The organism is Pseudomonas baetica, assembly GCF_019733355.1.
GTDB lineage: Bacteria > Pseudomonadota > Gammaproteobacteria > Pseudomonadales > Pseudomonadaceae > Aquipseudomonas > Aquipseudomonas baetica_A.
The window spans coordinates 85,429-108,341 of the sequence record NZ_JAIHLQ010000020.1 but is presented as its reverse complement, the minus strand read 5'-3'; the positions used below and the strand labels follow the sequence as shown (position 1 = coordinate 108,341).

General features: G+C 53.7%; 22 protein-coding genes. 4 read left to right on the top strand and 18 right to left on the bottom strand.

Annotated elements, in window-relative coordinates; translation table 11 throughout:
• Positions 1 to 336: 336 nt before the first annotated feature.
• From K5E40_RS19395 to K5E40_RS19385, 3 genes are all read right to left on the bottom strand, one after another.
• On the bottom strand, positions 337 to 579 hold the full coding sequence (locus tag K5E40_RS19395) for a hypothetical protein (RefSeq protein ID WP_078465788.1): 243 nt from the start codon (positions 577 to 579) through the stop codon (positions 337 to 339).
• 228 nt (positions 580 to 807) lie between these two features.
• Positions 808 to 1,989 carry a C2H2-type zinc finger protein gene (locus tag K5E40_RS19390; RefSeq protein ID WP_078465789.1) on the bottom strand — a complete coding sequence of 394 codons (1,182 nt, stop codon included), beginning with the start codon at positions 1,987 to 1,989 and terminating at the stop codon, positions 808 to 810.
• 183 nt (positions 1,990 to 2,172) lie between these two features.
• Entirely contained in the window at positions 2,173 to 2,544 is a 372-nt protein-coding gene (locus K5E40_RS19385) for a hypothetical protein (protein ID WP_153045949.1), read from the bottom strand.
• A gap of 1,222 nt (positions 2,545 to 3,766) precedes the next feature.
• Between K5E40_RS19385 and K5E40_RS19380 the strand changes: the two genes are divergently transcribed.
• Both K5E40_RS19380 and K5E40_RS19375 read left to right on the top strand, forming a co-directional pair.
• On the top strand, positions 3,767 to 4,141 hold the full coding sequence (locus K5E40_RS19380) for a histone-like nucleoid-structuring protein, MvaT/MvaU family (RefSeq protein WP_194941020.1): 375 nt from the start codon (positions 3,767 to 3,769) through the stop codon (positions 4,139 to 4,141).
• Positions 4,142 to 4,393: 252 nt separating this feature from the next.
• Positions 4,394 to 4,936, top strand: coding sequence for a DUF1523 family protein (locus K5E40_RS19375; protein ID WP_078465791.1), 543 nt, complete (start codon positions 4,394 to 4,396; stop codon positions 4,934 to 4,936).
• Between the two features lie 128 nt (positions 4,937 to 5,064).
• On the opposite strand, the gene K5E40_RS19370 is transcribed toward K5E40_RS19375, so the two are convergent.
• The 6 genes from K5E40_RS19370 to K5E40_RS19345 all read right to left on the bottom strand — a co-directional run bounded on the left by K5E40_RS19370 (position 5,065) and on the right by K5E40_RS19345 (position 11,489).
• On the bottom strand, positions 5,065 to 5,490 hold the full coding sequence (locus K5E40_RS19370; RefSeq protein ID WP_057710748.1) for a hypothetical protein: 426 nt from the start codon (positions 5,488 to 5,490) through the stop codon (positions 5,065 to 5,067).
• An 83-nt stretch (positions 5,491 to 5,573) separates the two neighbouring features.
• Positions 5,574 to 6,050 (bottom strand): hypothetical protein, encoded by a 477-nt coding sequence (locus K5E40_RS19365; protein ID WP_194941019.1) that lies wholly within the window; start codon positions 6,048 to 6,050, stop codon positions 5,574 to 5,576.
• An 84-nt stretch (positions 6,051 to 6,134) separates the two neighbouring features.
• The gene (locus tag K5E40_RS19360) at positions 6,135 to 7,346 is read right to left on the bottom strand and encodes a hypothetical protein (RefSeq protein WP_033896493.1); all 1,212 of its coding nucleotides are present in this window, start codon (positions 7,344 to 7,346) and stop codon (positions 6,135 to 6,137) included.
• A gap of 11 nt (positions 7,347 to 7,357) precedes the next feature.
• Complete coding sequence (locus K5E40_RS19355; protein WP_221732165.1) at positions 7,358 to 9,340, bottom strand: hypothetical protein; 1,983 nt, start codon at positions 9,338 to 9,340, stop codon at positions 7,358 to 7,360.
• A gap of 9 nt (positions 9,341 to 9,349) precedes the next feature.
• Positions 9,350 to 10,207: an SH3 domain-containing protein gene (locus K5E40_RS19350; protein ID WP_221732164.1), complete on the bottom strand. Its 858-nt coding sequence runs from the start codon at positions 10,205 to 10,207 to the stop codon at positions 9,350 to 9,352.
• A gap of 22 nt (positions 10,208 to 10,229) precedes the next feature.
• Positions 10,230 to 11,489 carry a hypothetical protein gene (locus K5E40_RS19345; protein WP_169904190.1) on the bottom strand — a complete coding sequence of 420 codons (1,260 nt, stop codon included), beginning with the start codon at positions 11,487 to 11,489 and terminating at the stop codon, positions 10,230 to 10,232.
• A gap of 417 nt (positions 11,490 to 11,906) precedes the next feature.
• On the opposite strand from K5E40_RS19345, the gene K5E40_RS19340 reads away from it, so the two are divergent.
• Positions 11,907 to 13,160 carry a TerD family protein gene (locus K5E40_RS19340; RefSeq protein WP_194941017.1) on the top strand — a complete coding sequence of 418 codons (1,254 nt, stop codon included), beginning with the start codon at positions 11,907 to 11,909 and terminating at the stop codon, positions 13,158 to 13,160.
• A gap of 328 nt (positions 13,161 to 13,488) precedes the next feature.
• Positions 13,489 to 14,733 carry a VWA domain-containing protein gene (locus tag K5E40_RS19335; protein ID WP_194941016.1) on the top strand — a complete coding sequence of 415 codons (1,245 nt, stop codon included), beginning with the start codon at positions 13,489 to 13,491 and terminating at the stop codon, positions 14,731 to 14,733.
• A 57-nt stretch (positions 14,734 to 14,790) separates the two neighbouring features.
• On the opposite strand, the gene K5E40_RS19330 is transcribed toward K5E40_RS19335, so the two are convergent.
• The 9 genes from K5E40_RS19330 to K5E40_RS19290 all read right to left on the bottom strand — a co-directional run bounded on the left by K5E40_RS19330 (position 14,791) and on the right by K5E40_RS19290 (position 22,912).
• A complete protein-coding gene (locus K5E40_RS19330; protein ID WP_194941015.1) occupies positions 14,791 to 15,984 on the bottom strand; it encodes a DUF4236 domain-containing protein in 1,194 nt (397 codons plus the stop codon).
• Positions 15,985 to 16,120: 136 nt separating this feature from the next.
• Positions 16,121 to 17,095, bottom strand: a complete 975-nt coding sequence (locus K5E40_RS19325; protein ID WP_194941014.1) for a lysozyme inhibitor LprI family protein — start codon at positions 17,093 to 17,095, stop codon at positions 16,121 to 16,123.
• A gap of 83 nt (positions 17,096 to 17,178) precedes the next feature.
• Complete coding sequence (locus K5E40_RS19320; protein WP_221732163.1) at positions 17,179 to 18,186, bottom strand: LppP/LprE family lipoprotein; 1,008 nt, start codon at positions 18,184 to 18,186, stop codon at positions 17,179 to 17,181.
• Between the two features lie 164 nt (positions 18,187 to 18,350).
• Positions 18,351 to 18,929, bottom strand: a complete 579-nt coding sequence (locus K5E40_RS19315; protein ID WP_046071046.1) for a TerD family protein — start codon at positions 18,927 to 18,929, stop codon at positions 18,351 to 18,353.
• A gap of 82 nt (positions 18,930 to 19,011) precedes the next feature.
• On the bottom strand, positions 19,012 to 19,587 hold the full coding sequence (locus K5E40_RS19310; protein ID WP_046071045.1) for a TerD family protein: 576 nt from the start codon (positions 19,585 to 19,587) through the stop codon (positions 19,012 to 19,014).
• Positions 19,588 to 19,614: 27 nt separating this feature from the next.
• The gene (locus tag K5E40_RS19305; protein ID WP_078466138.1) at positions 19,615 to 20,616 is read right to left on the bottom strand and encodes a TerC/Alx family metal homeostasis membrane protein; all 1,002 of its coding nucleotides are present in this window, start codon (positions 20,614 to 20,616) and stop codon (positions 19,615 to 19,617) included.
• Positions 20,617 to 20,660: 44 nt separating this feature from the next.
• Complete coding sequence (locus K5E40_RS19300; RefSeq protein WP_221732162.1) at positions 20,661 to 21,110, bottom strand: tellurite resistance TerB family protein; 450 nt, start codon at positions 21,108 to 21,110, stop codon at positions 20,661 to 20,663.
• A gap of 45 nt (positions 21,111 to 21,155) precedes the next feature.
• Positions 21,156 to 22,325 (bottom strand): TerD family protein, encoded by a 1,170-nt coding sequence (locus K5E40_RS19295; RefSeq protein WP_194941011.1) that lies wholly within the window; start codon positions 22,323 to 22,325, stop codon positions 21,156 to 21,158.
• Positions 22,325 to 22,912 carry a TerD family protein gene (locus tag K5E40_RS19290; RefSeq protein WP_078465803.1) on the bottom strand — a complete coding sequence of 196 codons (588 nt, stop codon included), beginning with the start codon at positions 22,910 to 22,912 and terminating at the stop codon, positions 22,325 to 22,327. The genes K5E40_RS19295 and K5E40_RS19290 overlap by 1 nt, the downstream gene beginning before the upstream one ends.
• Position 22,913 lies beyond the last annotated feature (1 nt).

The following is a 22,913-nucleotide window of genomic DNA, read 5'->3' as shown; positions in this document are numbered from 1 at the left end:
TGACGACTCCTTAGAGTTTGCACCTCGTGTCATGACCCTAGTCAAGTCTGCCGCACGGGATACCAGCGTGCTCTTGGCAAGCGAGCGTGGTAGCTGAAGTCCAGAATTGCTTCGAGCCGCTGAGCCACTGCTACGCAATGCATTGCTGATGGCCATCGCTGCAAATGGGACATTGAACCTGATGGCCAATGTCTCGGGGGCATCGAACCTGTATTCAGCTACGTGCTTGCGTGCCGCAACGAGTCTTCCCTGCAGGTAGCAGTACATAAGGTGCATAGCGCAGTCCAGCGCGCACTTGCCCCCGGGCCTGAAGCCTGGGGATTAGTAGCGCTGCGCTCACTGCCCCTTAATTGAAGCGCGCTTGGCATTCAGACCTTTACTCACCGTTAGCCAGTCGATACCTTCGCTTCGACCGTCTAAATTGGCCCTATGACGGACCATGTGCCGAACACGCTCCCAAAGTGCAGGATCGTAATTGGCAATTCCGGTTACGCCGTAGTGACCAGTCTGGTAAAGCTCAAGATCCGGCTTCGTTTCAAACGCTGGGGCGTGGCTAGCTTGATGACCACGGTCGGGCATAACGTGATTCCTCGTTTAGGCGGCTTATCCGGGGCTTCTACGGACTAACCCCACTTGTAACTGCGGGATTTGATATAGCGGGTCAGTCGAGCCGCGCCATTGCTTTAAAAATAGTTGCCCAGTCTACGCCAGAGCATACGGAGCCAACCAATCTTAAAGGTCCGCAAGGGTCGCTTTGCTCAACATACTCGGACTTATATGGGATGAGCTTAGGGCAGCCTTTTTGAACTAAAAGACCGGCAACGACGCACGCTGTGCTTCTGATCCATGCTTCCAAAGGAAATTCACCATGGCTTCAGACAAAGGCTTTTCCAAATCGAAGTCACCGTATCTTTGCTGAAAGTCAGCCCACCTGGTCTCTAAGAGGCCCATACGCCTGAACATTGGGGCAATCCAGATCCATTGGAGTGACCACTCTCCTTCAGCCTTTCTGGACGTTGTATGCATGAAAGCGCAAGCTCCGGCGATTTCGCCCCCGGGGCCAGCAAACAAATGGCCTCTCCAATCAGATGGTGCGCGTGTACTTGAGCCACCAGGCCACTGAATAAAATCGTAACCAAATTCCCTTCTGAAAGCTGCCGCCCTCTCGTACACCTCACCGTGCATCCACAGCGGGGCGTCCGGACCTACGAGTTCGCCGGTAATCCCGGTAACGACTCGCTTCTGAAGGCGCGCACTCGGCTTGGGATTTAATCGGCGAACCACTCGATCGTGTGTTGTCTTGTGCCGCCGCGCATCACCAGGATGATTTGTGACGTAGAGCATTCCGCAGAGGTCGCACGTCACCGCCTCCTGAGGTTTGGGCTCCCGGTATTTAGGCCCACTGATTTCCAGTGAATATGGCAGATCACCCCGCGAACAAACGGTGTATCGATTCCCGATCGAGTCTTTAAACGTCTTCTGGGTAACTGGCCCCTCAAGGAAGGTTCGATCAGCATTCAACTGGATCCGCCGTTTTCCCAGGGTATGCTTGTAGTGAAGGATGTCGAACTCAGTGCCTGTAAGAAGTTTACGATCCCCGATATGGGTAACGAGTGCTTCAACAAGTCTACTTGGATCAACCTGTACCCCAATCGCCTCCAGCATGATGAGAAGCCAGGTAGCATCGGCCGCATTCAACCCCTTCTCGCCCTCAACCTCATCACCAAGGCACTCAGGCCTGGGGTAGATGCCCTGGATGTACAGGTCAAACACAGTGGCCAGGTCTTCAACCAGTTCTTTAATGGCCGAAAACCCCCGTTTCTCATTGGCAACCAAGTGGGTTCCTATCGCGGTTAGCGTACAGACACCCTCCGCTAATAACGCATTCTCAAACCTCAACACCGTCGGAGAGGCAGTAAAGGCTCGCTGCGCCTCAGAAATAATTTCGCAAAGGCGAAGCAGGGTCTCGCCGGGTAACTTGAAGATCATGGTATCAGTGCTCAGTTTCAGACTCAGTATCTTGCCAACCGATAGCGGCCCGCACAACTAGGAATGCGTTACTACCGTATGTTTGGAAAGCTGAGGAATCGTGACACATGCACCCAGATACTGAGTAACCCAGCCTCCGGCCGAAAATCGGAATTCAGAACTTCATGATAGAATCGTGCCAAGTCAATTGTTTATTGATCTGTAGTCCGCCTGCAGTTGTTTGAGGGCTTGTTCAAAAGCAGCAGTATCTACCATGGGAAGCCCACCATTTCCACCAACTTGTATTTCCATTACTTGTTTTAGGCTTTCTTCATCAGGCGCACTCCAACAGAAACCTCTTTCACACCTCTCGTATTCAGTATGCTCATCACGCGTTACAATCCGCTGCGTTACTGGCGCCGACGCTTGCAAGGCAAGCTCTGCAACACTTCGCGAGTATGTTTGCCTATCTATGTAGATCCTGAGCCCATTATAGATACAGCCTCCCAATACTAACAAGATAGCCAAATACAAAACTACACGAGTGCCGACTGGAGATTTTGTACTAGTTTCCACCGAAATTTCCCTTTTTCAACTTGAAGTGAAAAGCTGAGAATTAATACCCTGGCCTGATTTTGAGGGTTTCTCGACGGTATTCACCCTTGTCCGAGCATATCCACAGCTTACCGCACCACTATGGCTGCGGGCTACCTTTTCTCGGTAGTTTCCTTGCAAGCAGCAATTAACTCCCAGCGCACTTGAAAAAAATAGTGGATTAGTGCTTGGCTGGACAGTTTCAAGCCAGAGCCAACTTGACTATAAGGTACTGAACTACACAACAGAAATTTGTAAAGATTATGTAGCCACGGAATGGAGCCAGCATATACATCACGTTTTCTTCTTTTTGGGTTCATGGCACTCCAGTGCAAAGAGCGCTATAAAACACAAGGCGATCACCCACCATATACTGAAATTGGCTACAAAGTACACGGCAATAGGAATGACGATTAGGCACAACACCGTTAAAAAAAGTATCACTTCAATGAGCATCATTTATACCTATATATGAATTCAAGATTTAGATAGAGCTCACCAACCCACTCCAACCGTTAATATAACGGCGACGACCTCAGGTTTCAAGTCCAAAGCAAATTACGGATTCAATCTTGACTTCTCAAATGATGATGACAACGTTCTGCATGCAGCCCCAAATTACCAACCCATCGGATGCCTTGTCCGTGCGCTCATGAACAATCAATTTGAAGCAGCGGTGCCTAGCTGACCATCGACTTTTAACACGACGGCCAGGAGTATAGGCTTGCAATTACGTCATCATATCAATGCGCTCCATCGTGATGTGGTGCATTTTTCTAGCGCATGGAAACAAATTACATCTGGTATTACACTAAGACCTAACGACCGCACTTCGCCTTCAATCCAACTCCCAACAGACATTTTGAAAAAATAGTCTGACCGTTACAGTCACCTTTGAAATCTCTATTTTTGCCTTCGAACCGCTCATGTTCTGTATTAACGCTTCAAAAGGAGATTTCACAGATAGCCGGAGCGCAGTTCAAGGTGGCTTTAACTGAAACCTGTTGGGAAAGAATCCACGGATTGGTAGACTTAGTATCTGAGACTGAAACCTAAATTCTGATCTCCGCCTCGCAATAGCACCTCCTTTTCTCACCAAAGGCGCTTCAGGCAGAACAGATTCAGAGAGCTCTAGGCTGGACCACTACGGCATTTGGATCTCGAGTCTTGCCAGTAACGCAATCGTAATCATATGGAGCACCAAATGAGCCTCATCAACGAATACCGTACCATTGAAGCAAATATCCTCGAATTGGAGGCCCGTCGAGAAGCACTCAAGGGTGACCCGAAGCTTCAAAAAGAGATCGAGTTTGAATCCAAGTTGAAAGACCTACTGGCTTCCTACGCGAAAAATCTCCGCGACGTGATCAATATCCTTGATCCGCAGGCTTCCGCGAGCAAGGTTGCCAAAGCGGTGCCCGGTAAACAGGTCCAGCGAGCGCCACGCCAGATAAAAGTCTACAAGAATCCACACACCGACGAAGTTGTTGAAACAAAGGGTGGCAACCACAAAATTCTGAAAGAGTGGAAAGCTGAGTGGGGTGGTGATGTAGTCGAAGGCTGGGTATCTGTTCGTTAAAAATCTCGCGGCCACCCATACAGGCCAGGGAGATATCCCTGGTTTTTATGACAGTCAGGGCACGTAGTGATTTTCTTCGCTATTGGGCGCTCCTAACAGAGCCAAAATCAATTAGGCTGGCTCGCCACCTTCGAGATACAAGGTCTAGAGCAAACACATTTGTTAACCATGTTTTTTCCAAAAGTCACTGTTAAAAGTAAATCCCTAGGTCGATTTAGGGCAGAATTCGATCATCTATAACGGAGCACACGCATGAAGTGGATTAAAGGAGTGATTCTCGGCGCGTTTTTGCTGGTGGTCACCGGCGCTGCCCTGGGTCTGTTTTATGTTTTACCGCAATACGATGTGGTGGCCATCACCGGCGTCGAGGTAAAACGTGTGGATGATGACGGCGTCATTAATGCTGAAAACCCCGCGGACGGCCCTACCCGGGATGTGTATTTCATTAACACTGAACACCCAACATCGAAAAACGTAATGGTCTATCGCAATGAAGATACCGGGTGGAGTTTTCCGTGGTACTTCAAGTTTGACGCGGCCGATGTTCAGGCAAAGGCCCAGGGTTACTCACGAGATGCCCAGCAGCTGGCTCTCATTCGTTATTACGGCTGGCGCATTCAAATCTTGTCCGTGTTCCCAAACATCACAGACATCGAAGCCACGAACAGTCGCGAAGAGCCGTTTCCTTGGTTCAACACGATTTTCCTCACCGTAGGCACGCTGCTTATTTTGTTTGTGGTGTTTTTCCTGCGCCGGCGATTCAAGCGCAAGACCAGGGGCGAAGTACTGGGTTGAGCGGTTGAACCACTCGCCTTTTCAGCTTGGAGGATCGTTAGCCGCAGAATGAAAAATGCCAGTCAGTTACCTGACTGGCATTTTTTGTAGGTGAGATTCTTTTATCCGGCCTGGCAAAAGCAAGCCAGTCAGCGCTTTACCATTTCACACTGACGTCGCAAGTCGTCGTTTTTGATGCTCCCGCAACTGCCATTGCCAGTCTTGGCGTAGCACAAGTATCGCTGATCGTCGTCACGGATACTCGCGCAACTCCCGTTGCCTGTTTCGACGTAGCAGGCGTTACGCAAGTCGTCATTGTTGATGCTTGCACAGCTTCCGTTGCCCTCTTTCACGTAGCAGTATTTGCGTTTGTCATCATCACGGATACTCGCACAACTGCCATTGCCGGCCTCCACATAGCAGGTAGCGCGCAGATCGTCGTCCTTAATGCTCGCACAGCTCCCATTCCCCTCTTTGACGTAGCAGTAGGCGCGTTGATCGTCGTTGTTGATGCTGCCGCAACCGGCGTGAGCGAAGCCGCTGAGCACCAGCAGCATTACCAAAATAAACCTCATCCCACCCTCCATGAATTGCCAAACGCTACCTCGAACTGTCCGTAGCAGCCGCGTCGATTACCGTGGTTCGGAGCAAATGAAGGTCAGCCGCGGGCATCCTTTCGGAGGTCGTCCAGTTCGTCGACAATGTCCTCATCGCGATCCTCGAACGCCTTGGCCATATCACGCTGCAGATCCACCTGGACGTCCATGGATTTTTTTGCCAACTTCATGCCGTCCTTAGAGCCCATGATAATTTTCATCGCCTGATCCGGATGTTTGTTGGCCTCGATCATCAATTCGAGTTCGTCGGCATCAAAGTGATCTGCGTAGACCTGGACCAGGGTGTCTTTCAGTAGGTCCTGGGAAATGTTGTCCTCGATCACGGCCTTGATTTTTTCTGGCGCGACTTCGCGATATTTGGATGCATAACCCGACGTGGCGACTTGCACTACCATCTTGTATTGGACGTCCATGCCCATCAACTTGACCAGTTCTTCAGCTTTGTCCTGGCTTGAACCGCAACCGGCCAGCAGCACCGAGCAGAGCGCCGTGATTGCCCATTTGGAAACGTTCGTCATGAAATGCCTGCCTTTGTCTTGAGATTTTTTTAGGTGACCGTGGAGTACGGCGGACCGCACTCCAGGCTCTAGGAAATGTGGTGATCAGTTCGTCTCAAGCGTGAAGCTTTTGCTCACGAACAGGCCGGAAAATAACGACTTGTCTTCCTTGAAAATGTAGGACTCTTCAAACTTGGCATCGGTGGCCAGCTTTTGAGCGATCGCGCACTCCGAATCGCTGTGATCCTTGCCCTTGACTCCAAAGTCACTCTGATAACCTGATAGGCCTGTTTCATTGCAAAAGCCGGTGAACTCCTCACGCTTGGTAGCGGCCTTGAATTCGTCGAACGACTCCTTTAACTGGTCGAAGCCCTTGTAGGTCAGCGAGTAGCTGGCCACCTTGGTCTTACGAGCAAAGTCACCTGCGGCTTCCGCAATTACGGCCTGGCCCATGGACGTACTGTAAGCCCCCATGATGAAGCCACTTAGCGCGCTCTTGAGTTGCGCCTGGACATCGTCAAGCTCTGGGATGGACGCAAATTTAGCCTCGCGCACAATCCGGCCAACTTCGCTGCCGTCATTACGATGCACCACTACAAACTCGACCGAGCCTTCGCCGTCGCTGGAGCGCGTGAGCTTGAAGTCCAAGTCAACTTTGGTGCCGAACTCCCCTGTAGCGCCGGTGATAAATGCACCAGTGAACGGCAGACGTTGGACGATATTGCTACCCCACGAGTAGGGCGACTTGACCACGCCTCCGTACTGATCCATCTCCGCGCGCGGCTGGATCTCATCCGCTACTTCCGAAGGCAGGACCACATCTGTGCCTTTGTGCGACAGGTAAGGAGTACTCATGTCCATGCCCAACAATTGGACATGAATCTCGCCCTTCTTGTTATCACCTTCGCGGCTAACCTTGAGGGCGTCGGCCTTCAAGTAAACGCCACCGGCACGACCGCCACCAGTACTGGACGAAAGCAGATACCGTGACCATTCGACCAGGGCAGACTCTTTTGCCCCGGAGTCCATTCCACCGAGCAGCCCCATAATCCCTTTCAGGAATTTATCTGCGCCGTTGGTCTCTGCTGCAACCAGGCGGATTTCTGGTGTTTCAACGGTGACGTTTCCCGACCAGAAGGAATAGGAAATATCTCCCTCGCTCAGGACGTTCTCGAGGAAGTACTGTTCCTTCATCTCATCGTACTGACGCAGCGCTTGCTTCTTGCCGGAGCTCGATAACCCCACACCAGCCGCAAGAATCGCAATACCGGCGACCGCAGCGGCGATGAGGATGTGCTTCTTGTTCATCGTTTTCATAGTCGGTTGCCTTACTGAATTTGAGCAGATGCTTGCTGCCAATCAATCACGTGCTGCTGAGAGACTGCAGGCGTCCAGTTGAAGTCGATCCCGGCGCTAGGAAATTCCTTGGCCAGTACGGCACCAAATGACACTCTGTCAGCACAGTGGTCTTGCTTGCAGGCCTCAGCCGCGCCAGCGGTATACACGCGATACGTAGGAACGGCGCGACCGTCTTCGAGCGGCAGGAAGGGTGTCATGTTTGCCGCCGGCAGCACGTACCACTGGCTCTCCAGTTCAGCATCAGCCTGTACACGCCCCTTACGTGGGAAGTCGACCTCGTAGAAGTCGCCGCTCTTTCCGGTGACGTGAATCATCATCGGCACAGCGGACTTTGAAGAGCTCGGGTCCTGCATTGCGATCGGCGATGGGAAGGTGACTTTGATACCGGCCATCTGCGCCAGCGCTTCAGCCTCCCGACCTTCGAATTCCTTCATCCCGGATTTGAGTTGTTCGTAACGCTCCAAGACGCGTGTGTGCAGCTCAGCCATTTGCTGCTGCAGGCGACGTACTTCTCTCATGCGGATCTCCTCGCGACGCAGGGCGAAGTTATTGCCTTGGCGAGCATCGAAGTAAAACTCACCACGGTTCTCGCCCATACGCGTTTTGAGAATGTTGTCTTTGGTTTCCGACGCGTATCCCTCGGGGTAAAGCGCTTCGAAGTTCTTGGCGAAGAAGAGGTTCGACAGGCCGACGGTCGTTGGCGACGTTGCCTTCACCAATTGGTAGACCTCAACCACAGCGCGCTTCAACTCAACCGCATCAAGAGCAAATGCCTCATCTGCAGTGATCACTACGTAATACGGATCACTGGAGAACGGCGACAGGACACGGTAGTTGGGGCGCTCAAAGGCCAAATACACCTTCATGTTACGCGCAGGCAGTTCACCCACCTGAAAGAGTGCTTGGTCTGCCCGGCTATTCAGGAAAGAAAGCGCCTTGCCTTTCACCGCTGGGACCAGTGCCTGGTTGAACATCAGACCGCTCGGGTGCACGGTTGTTTTTGACCAGGTATCACCGCGATAGGTGTTCGGTACCGCCCAACGCAATTTGTCAAAGGACCCCTCGGCATAGCCTGATGCAGAGCAAGGCATGGCGGGTGTCGACGCAAAGGACAGACTTGGATCGGACTCATCAGTTACCGACTTACTGATAACCCATTTGCATCCGCTTCCGTCGGTAATCCCCATCAGGTTCTGGTTGGCCAGCACCAATGAGCGGCCGAAGTCACCGGTAGGAACGGCGGCAACAGCGGCCGGCGCTTCAGCTGGAGCGGCAGGCTTAGGGGCGGCGGCTGAAGCTGCCTCCACAGGTACTGTGGCCACGGCAGCTACAGGAGCAACAGGGGCAACGGGCGCAACCGTCACAGGTACTTGAGCCACCGGCACCGGTTGCACTGGCGCGGGTGAAGCCTCTGGTGCTGGTTGTGGTATCACAGGTGCCGTTACAGGCGCTGGGGCCGGTGCAGCAGCCACAGGCGCTGCGACGGCAGGCTCAGTAGGCGCAGCGGCGGCTGGTAGTACAGACGCAGCCGCCCCAGCTGCTGGTGGCGTAGGAGGAGAAGTCACGGGGGCTACCGAAACAGCGGGCGCGGCAGCGGCCGGAGCGGCAGGCGGTGAAGTCAGCGTGGCCAGGCCCAGATTGGTCGCATTGCCCGCACCGGTGGCGTAAACCGCCCCCTTTGCGTCGACTGCTTTCCAGGTGACCTTGGCCGTCGGGCATTCCTGTCCGAGAATATACGGGAGCTTCGATAGAAGCGTGTTCAGCGGCTTCTGGTCATCCCACGTTGGACGCTGCATGGTGATGGCCACTTCTGGTTTGCACCAGGTGGTCGCCTCACCATCGACGTTCACCTGGATCTGTTCTGTCTTCGAGTAGGCGAGCTGGTGAGCCCAGGCTTGCGGCGCGATGCCGCAAGCACCCACTACAACGAGAGCGAGTGCGCGGTTTTTCATGAAGATCCCTTAGATGAGTTCCCAGGTGCCGTTGGCTTGTTTGCAGAAGGTGTTCTTCTCCTGCTCAGTGTTTCCGTCGGCCGCTTTGAGGCTCACTGTCACCGGCCGGCAAGACGTTTCAGCAGCGACCTGCTGAGTTGGCAACGTCGGGATCGAATCCAGATCGAAGGCCTTTGTTTCCTTGTCGGCAGCGACGTTCATCTCGTCCAGGTTGGCCGCGAGCTTCACACTCTTCGCAACGGCTACTGATTTTGGTTCAACCAAATCTTTGTGGACGTAGCCGACAGTGACACCCTTGCGGCCGACAAGAATCCAGTCGCCTGTCGAACCAACGGCAGTGAACTCGGTGCCGGGTTTCAAACCACCCACTTTGTCTGCGCCTTTTTCAGGCGCGGCGCGGACGTTCGAACTGCTTTTGGTGACGTACTGCTCGTTAATGAGTTTCATCGAAGGGACGGCAACGATCTTAGGTGCACGTTTCACTTCAACCGTTTTGGTTTGGGTGAACTCTTGGCCCTGAACGATCTCCGCCGAAGCGCCGGAATGCGCCGATGTCCAGGACACAGGCAAACTGGACCCGCTCGGCGAGGCGTTCAAAGCATCTTGCGTGCGTTGCGCCAGGGCCTGTTGATCCTGCTCATCGAGTTTTGCACCGATTTTGTTACCGATGTAACCGCCCAGTGCACCGCCGACCAGGGTTGCCACGATCCGTCCGTTGCCTTTCCCGATGAACTGCCCGATGACAGCGCCAGCGACGACACCCACTGCGGTACCAGCCTGTTGCTTGTTGATGCCCAACTCAGCGCAGCCAGAGGTTGATGCTGCGATGGCCAATGCCAGTACTGAAACGAGAAACTTTTTACGCACGGTGACTCTCCCTTTGTGTAGGTCACTCTGCTTTCAGCAGAGGCCTTGTGATGTTGTAAAGCATTGCTTCTGAGGACATGGCCCAATGGAAAACGGTGGCAAGCACAACTGGCTGTTTGCCCAAGCTCCTGAACGCATCTCTATAACCGGGGCTATCGACAATTGCGTTGCCAACAACGAGAGGCAGCATAACGATCGAAATCACGGCGACCGGTCGAACGAAGCGAATTCGCCCGGGGAGGCTTCGAAGCGCCTCAACACCCGAGATGATCAAGACCACAAGACTGATGCCGCCGAAGAACAACCCACTAAGAAGGGAGAAGGGGATAAACCACATATTCTTGAGGACGTTCAAACCTTCAGCCCCGTGGATGTCGGTGTGAGCGACGTCATAGGCCATGTTGTCGGCAATGCCAGGCAGATAAGCCTGGTACTGCTCTCGCGTAGCCAGAAGGTTCATGCCCTTCACATAGAGAGGACCGAGTTTGGTCTTCGCCATGTGGCGAACCTCGGTGGTGTTGGCCAGAGCATCTCGTGTCCGCACACCGGGATTGATTGACCGGGCGTACTCGTCAATGGTCGGCTGGTATCCCAGATCTTCCCCTGCATTCGGCCATTTGATCGGTCGCCACTCACTCCCCGAGATGCCTCCCGCACGAAAACCTTCAAGCTGTGCATACGCCCTGCTGATGTCACTGATTGAGGGCACGACAGTTTCTTGCAAGCGCTCGTATAACGCGTCTCCATTACGGACGGTGTAGCCACGAAAAACAGCAGCTGAAAAGCCTTGGAAGTTCCTGTCGATGCGCTCGACGTAAGAGCCTTGAACACTCATCAGAACGCCGAGGTTTGCTATAAAAGCCTTCCCCTCTCCCTGATCCTTGTAAGCCTTATAGGGGATCTGCGGAATAGTCAGGGAGTCATAGAGCAATCCCTTTTTGGTGACGTATGCGTAGAGGCTACTGACCCGTAGCGAGCCGGGGAACTGCTCTGCGATCCAATCCGGTGCCGCACCCTGAAACCACCACGTCAACGGCGTAACGACAAGTGTCGATGCTCCGAGCCAAACCCACAGCACCCTCCCCTTGCCTTGGTATCGTCGATAACAGATTCGCCATACCAGCAAGCACATACTCGTCGCCGCCAGGATCTGGCTATAGGTCTCAAGGACTTCGAGTTTTCGGAGGGGGATATCAGCGCCAGCCATGTTGAGCAGCTCGGCGTTGAACAGCAGACTGCAGATCAAATAAAGGGCGTTCAAAACCACAAGTGCGATTAGCATCCAACGGGTCCTTGTCAGAAATTAAACGCCAGACCCTGGATGATGAGGGGAGCGCAAATAGATGTAGCATATTGCCATCTAGCAGGAGACCGCACCACTCAAAATGCCGTGTCGAATTCCGGTGCAGAACGCCGGGCAGATGTTTTTGTTTCCTACGAACAGAACTTAACGGGACTGAGAGGACTTTCAATGTCGCGCACAACATTCCCTCTCGTACGTTCCAAACTTGGGTTTCAGACGGTGTGTAAATGGAGAATGGATGTCGCGGCGGTCGCCGGCGGCCAAGCCGTTAAACTGCATCAATGCGATCAGCACCAATGAGGGATGTTTCCCCATTGGCCGGCCTTCGCGCTCAAACAACAAAAGCGCAGCGCATGAACAATGCGTTACGAAAACCCATGGAATAGGCGGCATGAATTGAATCAGTCACTCAAACCCGGCGAGAACACAACGATCTTTTCCTCCCAAGGGCGGGTGGAAGTTACCCATGCGGCAGGTAACAACCTAGACGTAAACCTTACTGCGTTTTTGGTCACCGACACTGGCAAGGTAGTGGATGACAGCGGCATGGTTTTCTTCAATGCACCAGAGCACTCTTCAGGCGCGGCGACATTCGCGCCCCCGGTCGCTCGTGGCGACACGGTGAGTCACAGCATCAGCTTCGACTCGTCTCGACTGCCGGCCAACATAACGAAGATCGCTATTACTTTGACGCAAGACGGCAGCGCCGGCGGCTTCGAAGCAGTCAAAGACCTACGCGCTATCGTCATTGCCGGGGACCAAACCCTGGAACTGGCCCCTGAGCCCTTCTCACAAGAGACGGGCATCATCGTGCTTGAGTTGTACGTCCGGAACGGCCAGCTCAAAGCGCGCTCTGTATGGCAAGGTTTCGCCTCAGGTCTTGCCGGACTTTGCGGGTTTTATGGCATCGAAGTTGAAGACAATGCATCCTCCGGGCAGGCGGTAACACCTGCACCGCCTCCGAAGCCCGTCAACATCGCTAAGACCGTAGTAAAACTGGACAAGCCTGGCAGCAGCCACAAGGTGTCACTCGAAAAAGGGCCGTCAGCTCCAAAGGTAATTCGCGTCAGCGCTACGTGGGTTGATAACGGCGACGGATCTGACAACGACGACCTCGATCTGCGAATCGGCATCCTTCGTCCCGATGGGCGAATGTCCATCATCCAGGCACCTGATAAGCGTGGGGCTTTTGACGTCGATCCCTTCGTTTTCCATACCGGCGACGTGATCAGCGCCAGCGCCTCCGCTCCTGGTATTGAAACCGTCGAAATTAACCCAGCAATCTCGCAGCTCATGGGCGGCAAGGTAGCGCTGGTCTGCAGCGTTTATTCAGCAGTAGATAACGGTGCGATTTCGGTGGCATCGCTGAAACCTAAGATGCGGATGGAGTATGGCGACCAAGTCGTGGAATGCGAATTCGAGTTCAAGTCCGGTTTTTTTAGCTCAATGGTGTATACCTATGTGATCGGGCAGATCGAAATTTCCCAGGACTTTGTCCTGCTTCGCCCGTCCGGAGTTACCTCCAAAGCCGGCAGCGAAGCCACCCCGTGGCTGACTCGAAAGGGAGACAAAATTGAGCTGACCATGGACGGCCCACACGTATTTAAAGGCCACCCAATCGAAAGGAGCGGCAAAAAACAGTATGTCTAAGCTTTCGTGCTAGCAGGCGCTTTCAGCAGATTCATGCTTGACAAGTACTCCCGCGACGGCACACGGCCGCCGCTGGATTTCTATTTTGGTTGTATGCAAGCATCATCGGCCTCGTCAACCCATGATGAATTGCCCCGTGTCCTCGAGAGAATGAACAGTTCTTCCCATAGGAATTTCCCGCTGCGACCTCATTGGCCGTATAAGACTTGCAGAAACGTCGAGCGCCGTTAAGTTTAAGCCTACGGATATACCAGCCACTCTTGTGAAACGGCTGTATCACCTTGGCCGTTTCATAATCAGGCGCTCTAATCGTCACAAGGAACCATGCATGCAGATCACCCAAGGCCAGCGTATGCCTCTGGCAAATATTCTTCCCGGTCTCTCACTCACTCTCTCGGTCAACATCGAAAGCCCCAGCGCAATCGACTTCGTCTGTTTCGGTGTCGACGAACATGGCAAGCTTTCTGATGATCGCTACATGGTCTTCTTCAATCAGCCTTTCACGCCTTGCCGCAGTTTGGTTCTCGCCACCGGTGGCCAGTTTGAAATTAATCTAGCCACCCTGCCCGCCTCTATCGATCGCTTGGTCTTTACAGCCTCCATCGACGGTCCCGGGGCGATGAATGACATCCAGAATGGCAACTTCAAAGTAATCAGCCCAGCTGGTGAGATAGGAGCGACCTGCGCATTCTCAGGGCTCACATTCACAACCGAGAAAGCGGTAATGATCGTTGAGCTTTACCGTAAGAATGGGGAGTGGCGGTTGGCCTCAAACCTTCAGGGGTTTGCCGAGGGCTTGGACGCTCTCGTGAGGCATTTTGGCGGCGAAGTTGCTGGAGAGGCTGCACCGGCCCCATCTCCCTCCACAATCTCTCTGGAGAAGCGTGTAGCTGCTGTCGCGCCGGAACTGGTCAGTCTGGCCAAGAAGGCACAGGTTAGCCTCGAGAAAGCCTGCCTGGTTGGAATGAAAGCTCGCGTTTTGCTTGTGCTCGACGTCACCGACTCGATGAGAAATCAATACAAAACCGGCCGGGTGCAGGAAGTACTCAATCGACTTGTGCCCATCGCCGTCGCAATGGATACAGACGCCGAACTTGAGTGTTGGACATTTGCCGAACGGCCGTTGCGACTCTCACCTGTGACACTGAACAACTACCAGAACTTTGTCGCGGCCGACAACAATGGCTGGACCAAGTGGGACGTGGGTCGACGCTACAACGATGAGCCGAGAGCGATCCAAAAAGTGATCGAGTCCTTCGAAGCGTCTAAAGACAAAACCCCAATGTTTGTCGTTTTCATTAGCGACGGTGGAGTGTCTGAAAACCGCAAGATCACGCAACTAATGGTGGATGCAGCGAAGCTGGGAATCTTCTGGCAATACGTAGGTTTAGCAGGCCGGAATTACGGCATTCTTGAGAAACTGGACACCATGCCCGGGAGAGTTGTGGACAACTGCGGATTCTTTGCCCTGGATGACCTGCACGACATGACGGAAGAGCAATTGTACGACCGGCTGATGCGGGAATTCCCGATGTGGATCTTGGAAGCAAAGCGCGAAGGAATCATTCGCTAATCCACTCCCGCTCTGCCCTGCCCCACACCGCGGCGGCTCTAGCCGCCGCGGTTATCTTCAGTTCAAGACCGACATATCCATCGGCGTCACCTCAACAAAACGCGCAGAGCGGTCTAGCTTTACCACTGCGCCACACGCGTTCAAGGTCGCTGCAGGATCGATCGTCTCCAGACGATTAAAGTCAATCGCATCCCACTGATCCCGGCCTACCAAGACCGAGAGCACATAGTGGTCATCCACCGCACCGGTAGCAGGGTTGTTACGCTGAATGTAGCCAGACACCAAGATCTTCTGGATCGCCGGCAGTAGAGCAAATACCTCTCCTATAACTCGAAACAGAGAGCCATAGCACAAGGCGACAAAATCCCTACGCACCTGGGCGTCCGAACGATTCTTAAAGGTCAGCTTGCCATTGCCTCTGGCTTCAGCGCTGCGCTGCGGGATATCTCCCTCATCAGGTAAATCAACATCGAGCGCGACGCCGGTAACGTCTTGCGAGAACTCATAGGCCACTTGTGTTTCTTTTGGCCAGGCAATGCCGCTCAACACATAGTCCAGAGCACGTTCCATCTGAGCACTGAAGCCCTTTGCCGCCAGCCGGAATGCTTTCTCGATTTCGGTGCGTTCAAACTCATGGGCGTCCCGCGTTGCCTCCCAGTTCGCGAGGTCTTGTCGATACTGCTCTTCCGCCGACTCGGCCTCACGCTCAATCTTCGAGCTGCGCAGTAGCATTCGATCCATTAAGCCTGGCGTTTGCTGAGTAGGCCTCGTGGGTTCTTCAATGGCGAAAGGAACTGGGATTACCGGCATGGCCCCCGGCCGAGGCGTCAGTAGGTGCACACCTAGGCATGATTCGAGATCCTGATTGACCTTATCAGCTGCTTTCGTCAGCAAATCCTGAATGGAATCGGCCATCTCGGATTTGACGCGTTTGATGACAGCAGCCGGCAACTCGATGTCATCCATATCCGTAATCAACAACGTGCCATCGTCGTTTACTTTCACCTTTACCTGGCCAGAGTATTCGCTTCCGGCAGGGCCTGGTTGAGAGCTACTCGATCTGCTGGGCCGGTCGATCCTTTCACGATATGAAAGACCAGTACCGGGTAAGCCCGCATTGAGATAGGTGCCATTGCGGCCCATCGTCATACTCAGACCACGAGGCCCAATCGAAGTACTTACCCCTTTTCCACTGATGTTAAGGCGTACGCCAGGCACAATCGTGATTCGCTTGCTGAAACGAAATCCCATGACTACTCCTTGATCCTTCTTCCTGGATTCTTTGTTGTTTGAAATGCCGGCTTCGGTCGGGCCCCTTAAACTGGCCCGACGTCCATTTACATCGGTGGTCGCGCATGTGGCAATAGCGCGACCTCCGATATGTCACTTATGCCCGTCCGGCTATGTAATCGTCGATCGAACTGAATTGCCGATTCCGGCACATCCAGCCTGAGAGGAATACGAATACGGTCGTGGCAAGAACTGCCCAGCCGCGCCGCCGCCGGGCCTCACTTTTGGTTCGCGCACCGCCGCACAGCAGGAGGGCCATCATCAGGAGGTAGAAGGTCAGCAGAATGACCTTTGCGAAGAGGGATAAAAGAAAAAACCAGATGCTGTTGCTTCTGTACGTTTGGATAAGCACCTGCAATGACATAAGACCACCAAGGACACAGGCAGCAATGATGGAGTAGTTGCGTGGTACCTCGAGCCAGGCGCTCGCGACGAAATACGCACCAATCCCCAAGATCGGAGTCAAGGTTGTCCAAAGCGCGTCGGTGTAGTCCTGATAGATCGTAATGGTCCCCCGACGGTGCAGGTAAATGCAGACCAGCAGCAACATTGCCATCACGAACAGGCCAATCTTCAAGTTCAGGATCGCTTGATGATCATCCGTGGCATTTCGCGGGGCTGCCGGCTTCACCACGGCGGGGACCATCGGAGAAGTAGCGGCCTTTGAAATCACATTCGTTTCAGATTGATCAACCCGGGTAGCGGCAACGGAGGTTGGCGCTTTAGATGGCTGATCCACCTTGGTGCGTAATAGAACACTGAGCCGATCAGTCATCGAAGCGGTTAAGCAACTGGCGGTCTTGCAGTTGTCGCGCAGACGCAACCAGTCTCGTTGATCTTGACGGACCTGGGCCTTGTTCGGCGCTACGTCTAAAGCGCGGACATATTCGGAGTTCATCTGCTCATCCAGACGACTGAGTGCAGAATCTGTGCAAATCGATTTCTCAGCAAAGCTTGCAGCTTTGGTGCAATCAAAGCTGGTGGCATTGGAGTAGGCTGATACCAGGGTGAGCAACATGACGAAAAGGCCAGAGCCGATGTTGAATCGCGACATATTCGATTTTTCCTTCATTTTGTTTGCTCCAGCGTTTCGCCAGAGCCCTGCCTAACCGCGCTCGTATGCACACGACTAGGTGCCTGAAGCCTGGCTCTTACTTACGACGTTGGGGCTTGAAGAAATGTCGTGCCGTCCCACTTGTAGTTTTCGGTGCTCTGAACACTCGGGCAGCAATCCGCATCATCCGGACCGACGGAGAGAACCGTCAGTCTGACGGTTTGGGGATCAACTACCTGAATGTCCTGGACACCATTGCCGACTACAGCTTTTCCACGGAAGTCCCAACCTGCCGAGTTGCCAATGAACGCGGCAAGGGTTTGGAAGTAGCCATTACCGCCACCTTGACCTTCGATCGTGTAAAGCACCACGGCATCCTTGATGCCGTCGTTATTCAGGTCAGCAAAAATAACCTGACGGCCCTCCTTGTATTCATCCCCGCCATCCTGGGCGATTTCACTCGCGATCATCCGATCTGCAGATGCAGCAAGGTCGGATGGCACTAATGCCTTTGCCTGAACAGTCGGTTCGACGGCCTGAGCTGCTGGTTCCGCCGGCCGGGCAGTCGGGGTGACCTGAGCCTGAGTCGGTGCTTGAGGTACCTTGCCTAACAAGATTGCCTCAGTCTCCGTCATTGGTTCATTAGGCTTAGCAGATGCTTTGCTCGCTTGAACACCGGCGCTGATCTTTTGAAGCACTGCAGCACGCAGTTCTTGCATGTCTGAAATGTCAAAAAGTTGGTTGCGGGTATTGCCGAACGGTTGACCTTCACCTAGGAACCATCGCGCAAAAAAACCTGGACGCTTGTTTTCCTGTTGATCGACCAAGTGGTCAATTAGCTCATTGGCAGTTTTTGAGAAACGATCAAATCCATCTTTGCCGACGACTTGCACGATCGAGTCCTTCTCCCGCTCGATGTTGCTTCGTGCGAGCTCGAGCATGACAATGTTCGTGTCGACCAGTTTGCTTTCGCACTCATTCGTATAATTTCCAAGGCATGCCTGCCTGTATTCTTGAACTGCATTGTTTGCCTGGAAGTCGTTGTAGGCTCCGCAGCCTGACATAGACACCAAAACACCTGCAGCTACAACCCCACGAAACATGCCCATCCAAATATCCTTTTAAACCCGAGAACCGGTGGACTGCCGTGGCGATCGCCAGCAGTCGCTCCTAGTGATGAAGTAGTCGAAACCGCCTACAGGACCAACTCCGTGGTCTTTCTGTAGGCAAGAAAAAGCCCCCGTTTCGCGGGGGCTTTCTCAACCCTTGCGGGTTAGCCGATGTTCACGCCCATCGATTTAGCCAGAGGCGCCAGGCCACCAGCAAAACCTTGGCCGATCGCCTTGAACTTGAATTCGTCGCCATTGCGGTACAGCTCGCCGAAGATCATGGCGGTTTCGGTCGAAGCGTCTTCACTCAGGTCGTAGCGCGCCAGTTCTTTGCCGTCAGCCTTGTTCACTACACGGATGTAAGCATTGGCAACCTGGCCGAAGCTCTGCTTGCGCGCTTCAGCGTCGTGAATGGTCACTGCGAAAACCAGCTTCTTCACAGCGGCAGCCAGACCGTTCAACTTGACGGTGGCTTGCTCGTCATCACCTTCGCCTTCGCCGGACTGGTTGTCGCCCATGTGTTCAACAGAACCATCAACCGATTTCTTGTTGTTGTAGAAAATGAAGCTGGCGTCGTCGAGGACTTGGCCGCTTTCACCCAGGATGAAGATCGACGCGTCGAGGTCGAATTTCGAACCATCGGTAACTCGTGCGTCCCAACCCAGACCTACAGTGACTTCGGTCAGGCCTGGAGCCTCTTTAGACAAACTAACGTTCCCGCCTTTCTGCAGAGATACGGCCATTTTCGATTCCTTTTAGTAAGGTAGACAAGGCCTTTAGATCAAGGCCAGGTAAAAAAAGATAATTAGATTAACGGCTTAGGCGTTAAAAATTCATGCCGTAGTTATTGGCCAGAGCTTTCAGGCCGCCGGCATAACCCTGGCCAACAGCCCGGAATTTCCACTCGCCGCCGTTGCGGTACAACTCAGCGAACACCATCGCAGTTTCAGTCGATGCGTCTTCTGCCAGGTCGTAACGAACGACTTCCGCATTGGTCGTATCGTTAACGATGCGAATGAAGGAGCCGCCGACCTGACCGAAGCTTTGCTTGCGTACTTCTGCATCGTGGATGGTAACGATGAAGACCACTTTGTCCACGTCGGCCGGGATGCGGCTCAGGTCTACCTTGATTACTTCGTCGTCGCCGTCGCCCGCACCAGTGCGGTTGTCGCCTGTGTGCTCAACCGAACCGTCAACGCTTTTCAGCTGGTTGTAGAAAATGAAGTCGGCTTCCCCGCGTACTTTGCCATTTGCGCCCAGCAGTAGCGCACTGGCGTCCAGGTCGAACTCAGCACCATCAGTAGCACGCGGGTCCCAGCCCAGGCCTACCAAAATTTTGGTCAGGCTCGGGTCGGTTTTGGTCAACGAAAGATTGCCACCTTTCTGTAGGGTCAACGCCATGGGTATTACTCCTTGTGGTATGGGCTATTACTCAGCGGTTTCAGTTTGAGCTTCTTCCTTGCCTGGAAAGACAAGGCTTGCAACTACACCAATCACCAGTACAACCATAACGATTAGCAGGCTGGTGTTTGCATCGATTGTGTAGCCATGGTGAAACATGTGGTCGGTAGCGTTCAGGCCGAGCTTAATGGCGATGAAGAACAGCAGGGCGACTACAGATTTTTCCAGGTGAACCAGGTAGCGTTTCAGTGCTTCGAGCACGAAGTACATGGTACGCAGTCCCAGGATCGCAAACAGCATGGCAGAGTAGACGATCAGGGGCTCACGGCTAACGGCGATCACCGCCGGCACAGAGTCGAACGCGAACAACACGTCAGAAACTTCGGCCACTACAAGGCAGAGGAACAGCGGGGTCGCAAAAACTGTTCCTTTTGCTGCAAGGGTCATGCCTTTGTTCTCAGGCTTCTGGAGTTCCACCTCCAGCTGCTTACGGCTGACGAAGAAATTATGGCCGTGGAGTTTCGGCCACACAGGGAACAACTTCTGTGCGAAGCGGTAAGCCATGTGCTTGGAGTAGTCCTCTTCCTCTTCATCATCGCCGCCGGCGCGCAGCATCATAACTGCGGTCCACGCAACGATCACGGCGAACACGATTTCGACCCATGGACCGAAAGCCAGCAGACCGGTACCAATGGCAACGAAGATGCCGCGGAACACGATCGCGCCAATGATGCCCCAGTACAGCACGCGGTGACGCATGCCATCCGGCACTTTGAACCATGCGAAAATCGCCATGAACACAAACAGGTTGTCGACGCTGAGAACTTTTTCTAGGGCGTAGCCAGTTACAAACAGGCTGGCAACCTCCGGGCCATGCTGTACGTATAAGAAGCCGGCGAACGCCAACGAGATAGCGATCCAGAAGATCGACCAAATCGAAGCCTTAGCCAGGGAAATTGGCTTGTCACCGCGGTGAGTGACCATGTCGAGGAGAAGCGCGCCGAGCGCGATCCCCACGAATACCGCCATGGTCAGCGGAGGGAAACCGATGTGAGTGTCCAAAGTACCACTCCTTAAAGTTCAAAGTCAGCTGGGTTAAGGCCCAGCTCAAGGCAGACCAAGCGGCACGCCGCTTTTTCTTTGTCATCGAAGTCGCCGTCAGACGCACCAATGGCGCAGCCGACTCGAACCAAGAGCCGGGCAGCGCCAGCATCGTTCTTGATCTTGCCGATAACCTTCAGTGCTTCGGCCTGGCCAATCTGAAAGTCGAACTCAAACTTTTCGCAGTGTGCGTTGAACGCCTTGATTACGTCGCCCATGTCGAACACTTTCAACTCAGGCGAGTTTTGAATGAAACCGGTCATCTTCTGTTTTTCTTCAGAAGAGATACCACCTGACGCAGCCGAGATGAGCGCGCAATTCGCAGTCATCGCATCAAGAAACTTCTGGTTCTTGAACTTTGAAACTTCAGTAGTCAGTGCTTCACGCGCTGCAACAGCGTTTTGTTTAAGCCATGCAAACATGTTGTGTTCCCTCAAGGGCGGGGTCGGCAGACCCCGCCAGATTTTCTATTTGGAGCCTGCGCGCCAGTTCATGCCCCAGCCGTAAGCTTTGTCCATTACTGCGTGACCTCGATGGAAGTCCACACGCCGAGAGACCTTAACGGCGCCGTTCACATTTTCAAGCATCGCAATGGCACACATTGCGTCACGACCACCCTCTTCATTGAGACGGACCTCAATTTCGGGTTGGCCAGGGATGAAAATCGTCACAACACCATCGGTTTCTTTCCAGTTCGGAGCACCTTCATAGATGAAGGCGAATACCAAGATCCGGCGGATGTCACTCCACTTCGCCCCGTTGATGTGCAGCCACTCACCACCAGCGACAGAGCCCGTACGGTCATCACCCATCAATTGGATGAAAGGTTCCTGGGTGAGGCTGCCGAACGATCTTCCGAGGGCTTGAACAACCCCCTTCTCGCCGTCTTGCAGCTCGTACAGGCAACCAACGTCCAAGTCGACGGATTGGCTTCGCTTAAAGAAGCCGCCCGAGCTGCCTTTGTTCCAGTTCAAGTTCACCTTGATTTCGCCGAAACCGGCTGCCGTCTTTTCAAGACTGATAGACGATCGTGTTTTATCGAGGGTGACCTTGTTCAGGCTAATCGTAGATTTAGGGGGCGCGGCCGGAGCAGGCGGCGGCGTTTGTACCACTGCCGCTGGGGCCGGCGCTGGTGCGGCGACATCTACACCGAAGTGCTTGGCCAACGGCTCAAGTCCGCCATTGAAGCCCTGGGCCACACAGCGGAATTTCCAGTCACCATTTCGGCGATAAAATTCGCCGAGGATGAGTGCTGTTTCCTTCATGCCGCCAGTAGGGATTTGAGCTTCGATTCCTCCTGTCACAACAACCGAAAGTTGTGACACACGCTCAAAGCTTGCCTTGTTTTCGTAGATAGTGGCGGTAAGGGCCACTTTCTCAACTGAAGACTCAAGTCGACTCGTATCGAGGGAGAAGACTGCGCGCCCGGCCGAGGACTCGGTCAGCTGAACAGCGCCACCCAGAATTTGAGGCTGGCCATAGAAACACATGTCACCATCGCCTCGGACTTTGGCCGAGTCGCCCAGTGCGAAGGCAGAGACGTCAATGTCGGCCCCCGGGATTGGCGAGTAATTGATATCAACGCGAAGCTGGCCGCTGGCAACCGGCGCATTACCCCCAGGGACGAGATTAGCCATTAGCGCAGCGCCTGAACGGCCAGAGTGATTAGGTCGTCGGCAGTTCGGCCATTCGTCGTCGTACCGATTGCCTTGAATTCCCAATCGCCATTCTCGCGGGTCAGGCTCGCCATGACGATTCCGGTGTGCCCACCTTTTTCCGATAGGTTGAAGCGAGCTAGCTCATTGTTGTTGCTGCCATTCACAATACGGCAATAGGCCTTTTCGACTTTCTCAAAAGTCTGTCCCGTAAATGAGTTTACCGTAAAAATCAGATACTTGACGGAGGCAGGCAAGCGCTGCAGGTCGACATTAATGGTCTCGTCATCACCATCGCCTTCGCCGGTACGATTGTCACCGGAATGTTTGATCGAACCGTCCTGAGACTTCAGTTGGCGAAACCATACCAGGTCGATTTTTTGGTAATCGCTGTTCAGCAAAATGCAGGAAGCGTCGAGGTCGATCTCGGCACCGCCACCAAACATCTTGCCGAGGAAACCGCCCGCCTTGACTGGGTCCCAACCCAAACCAAGGCTGATGCTGGTCAGCGAACTACCGGCCGTTTTAGCCAGGGAGATGGATTGCTGTTTTTGCAGGGTTAGTGCCATG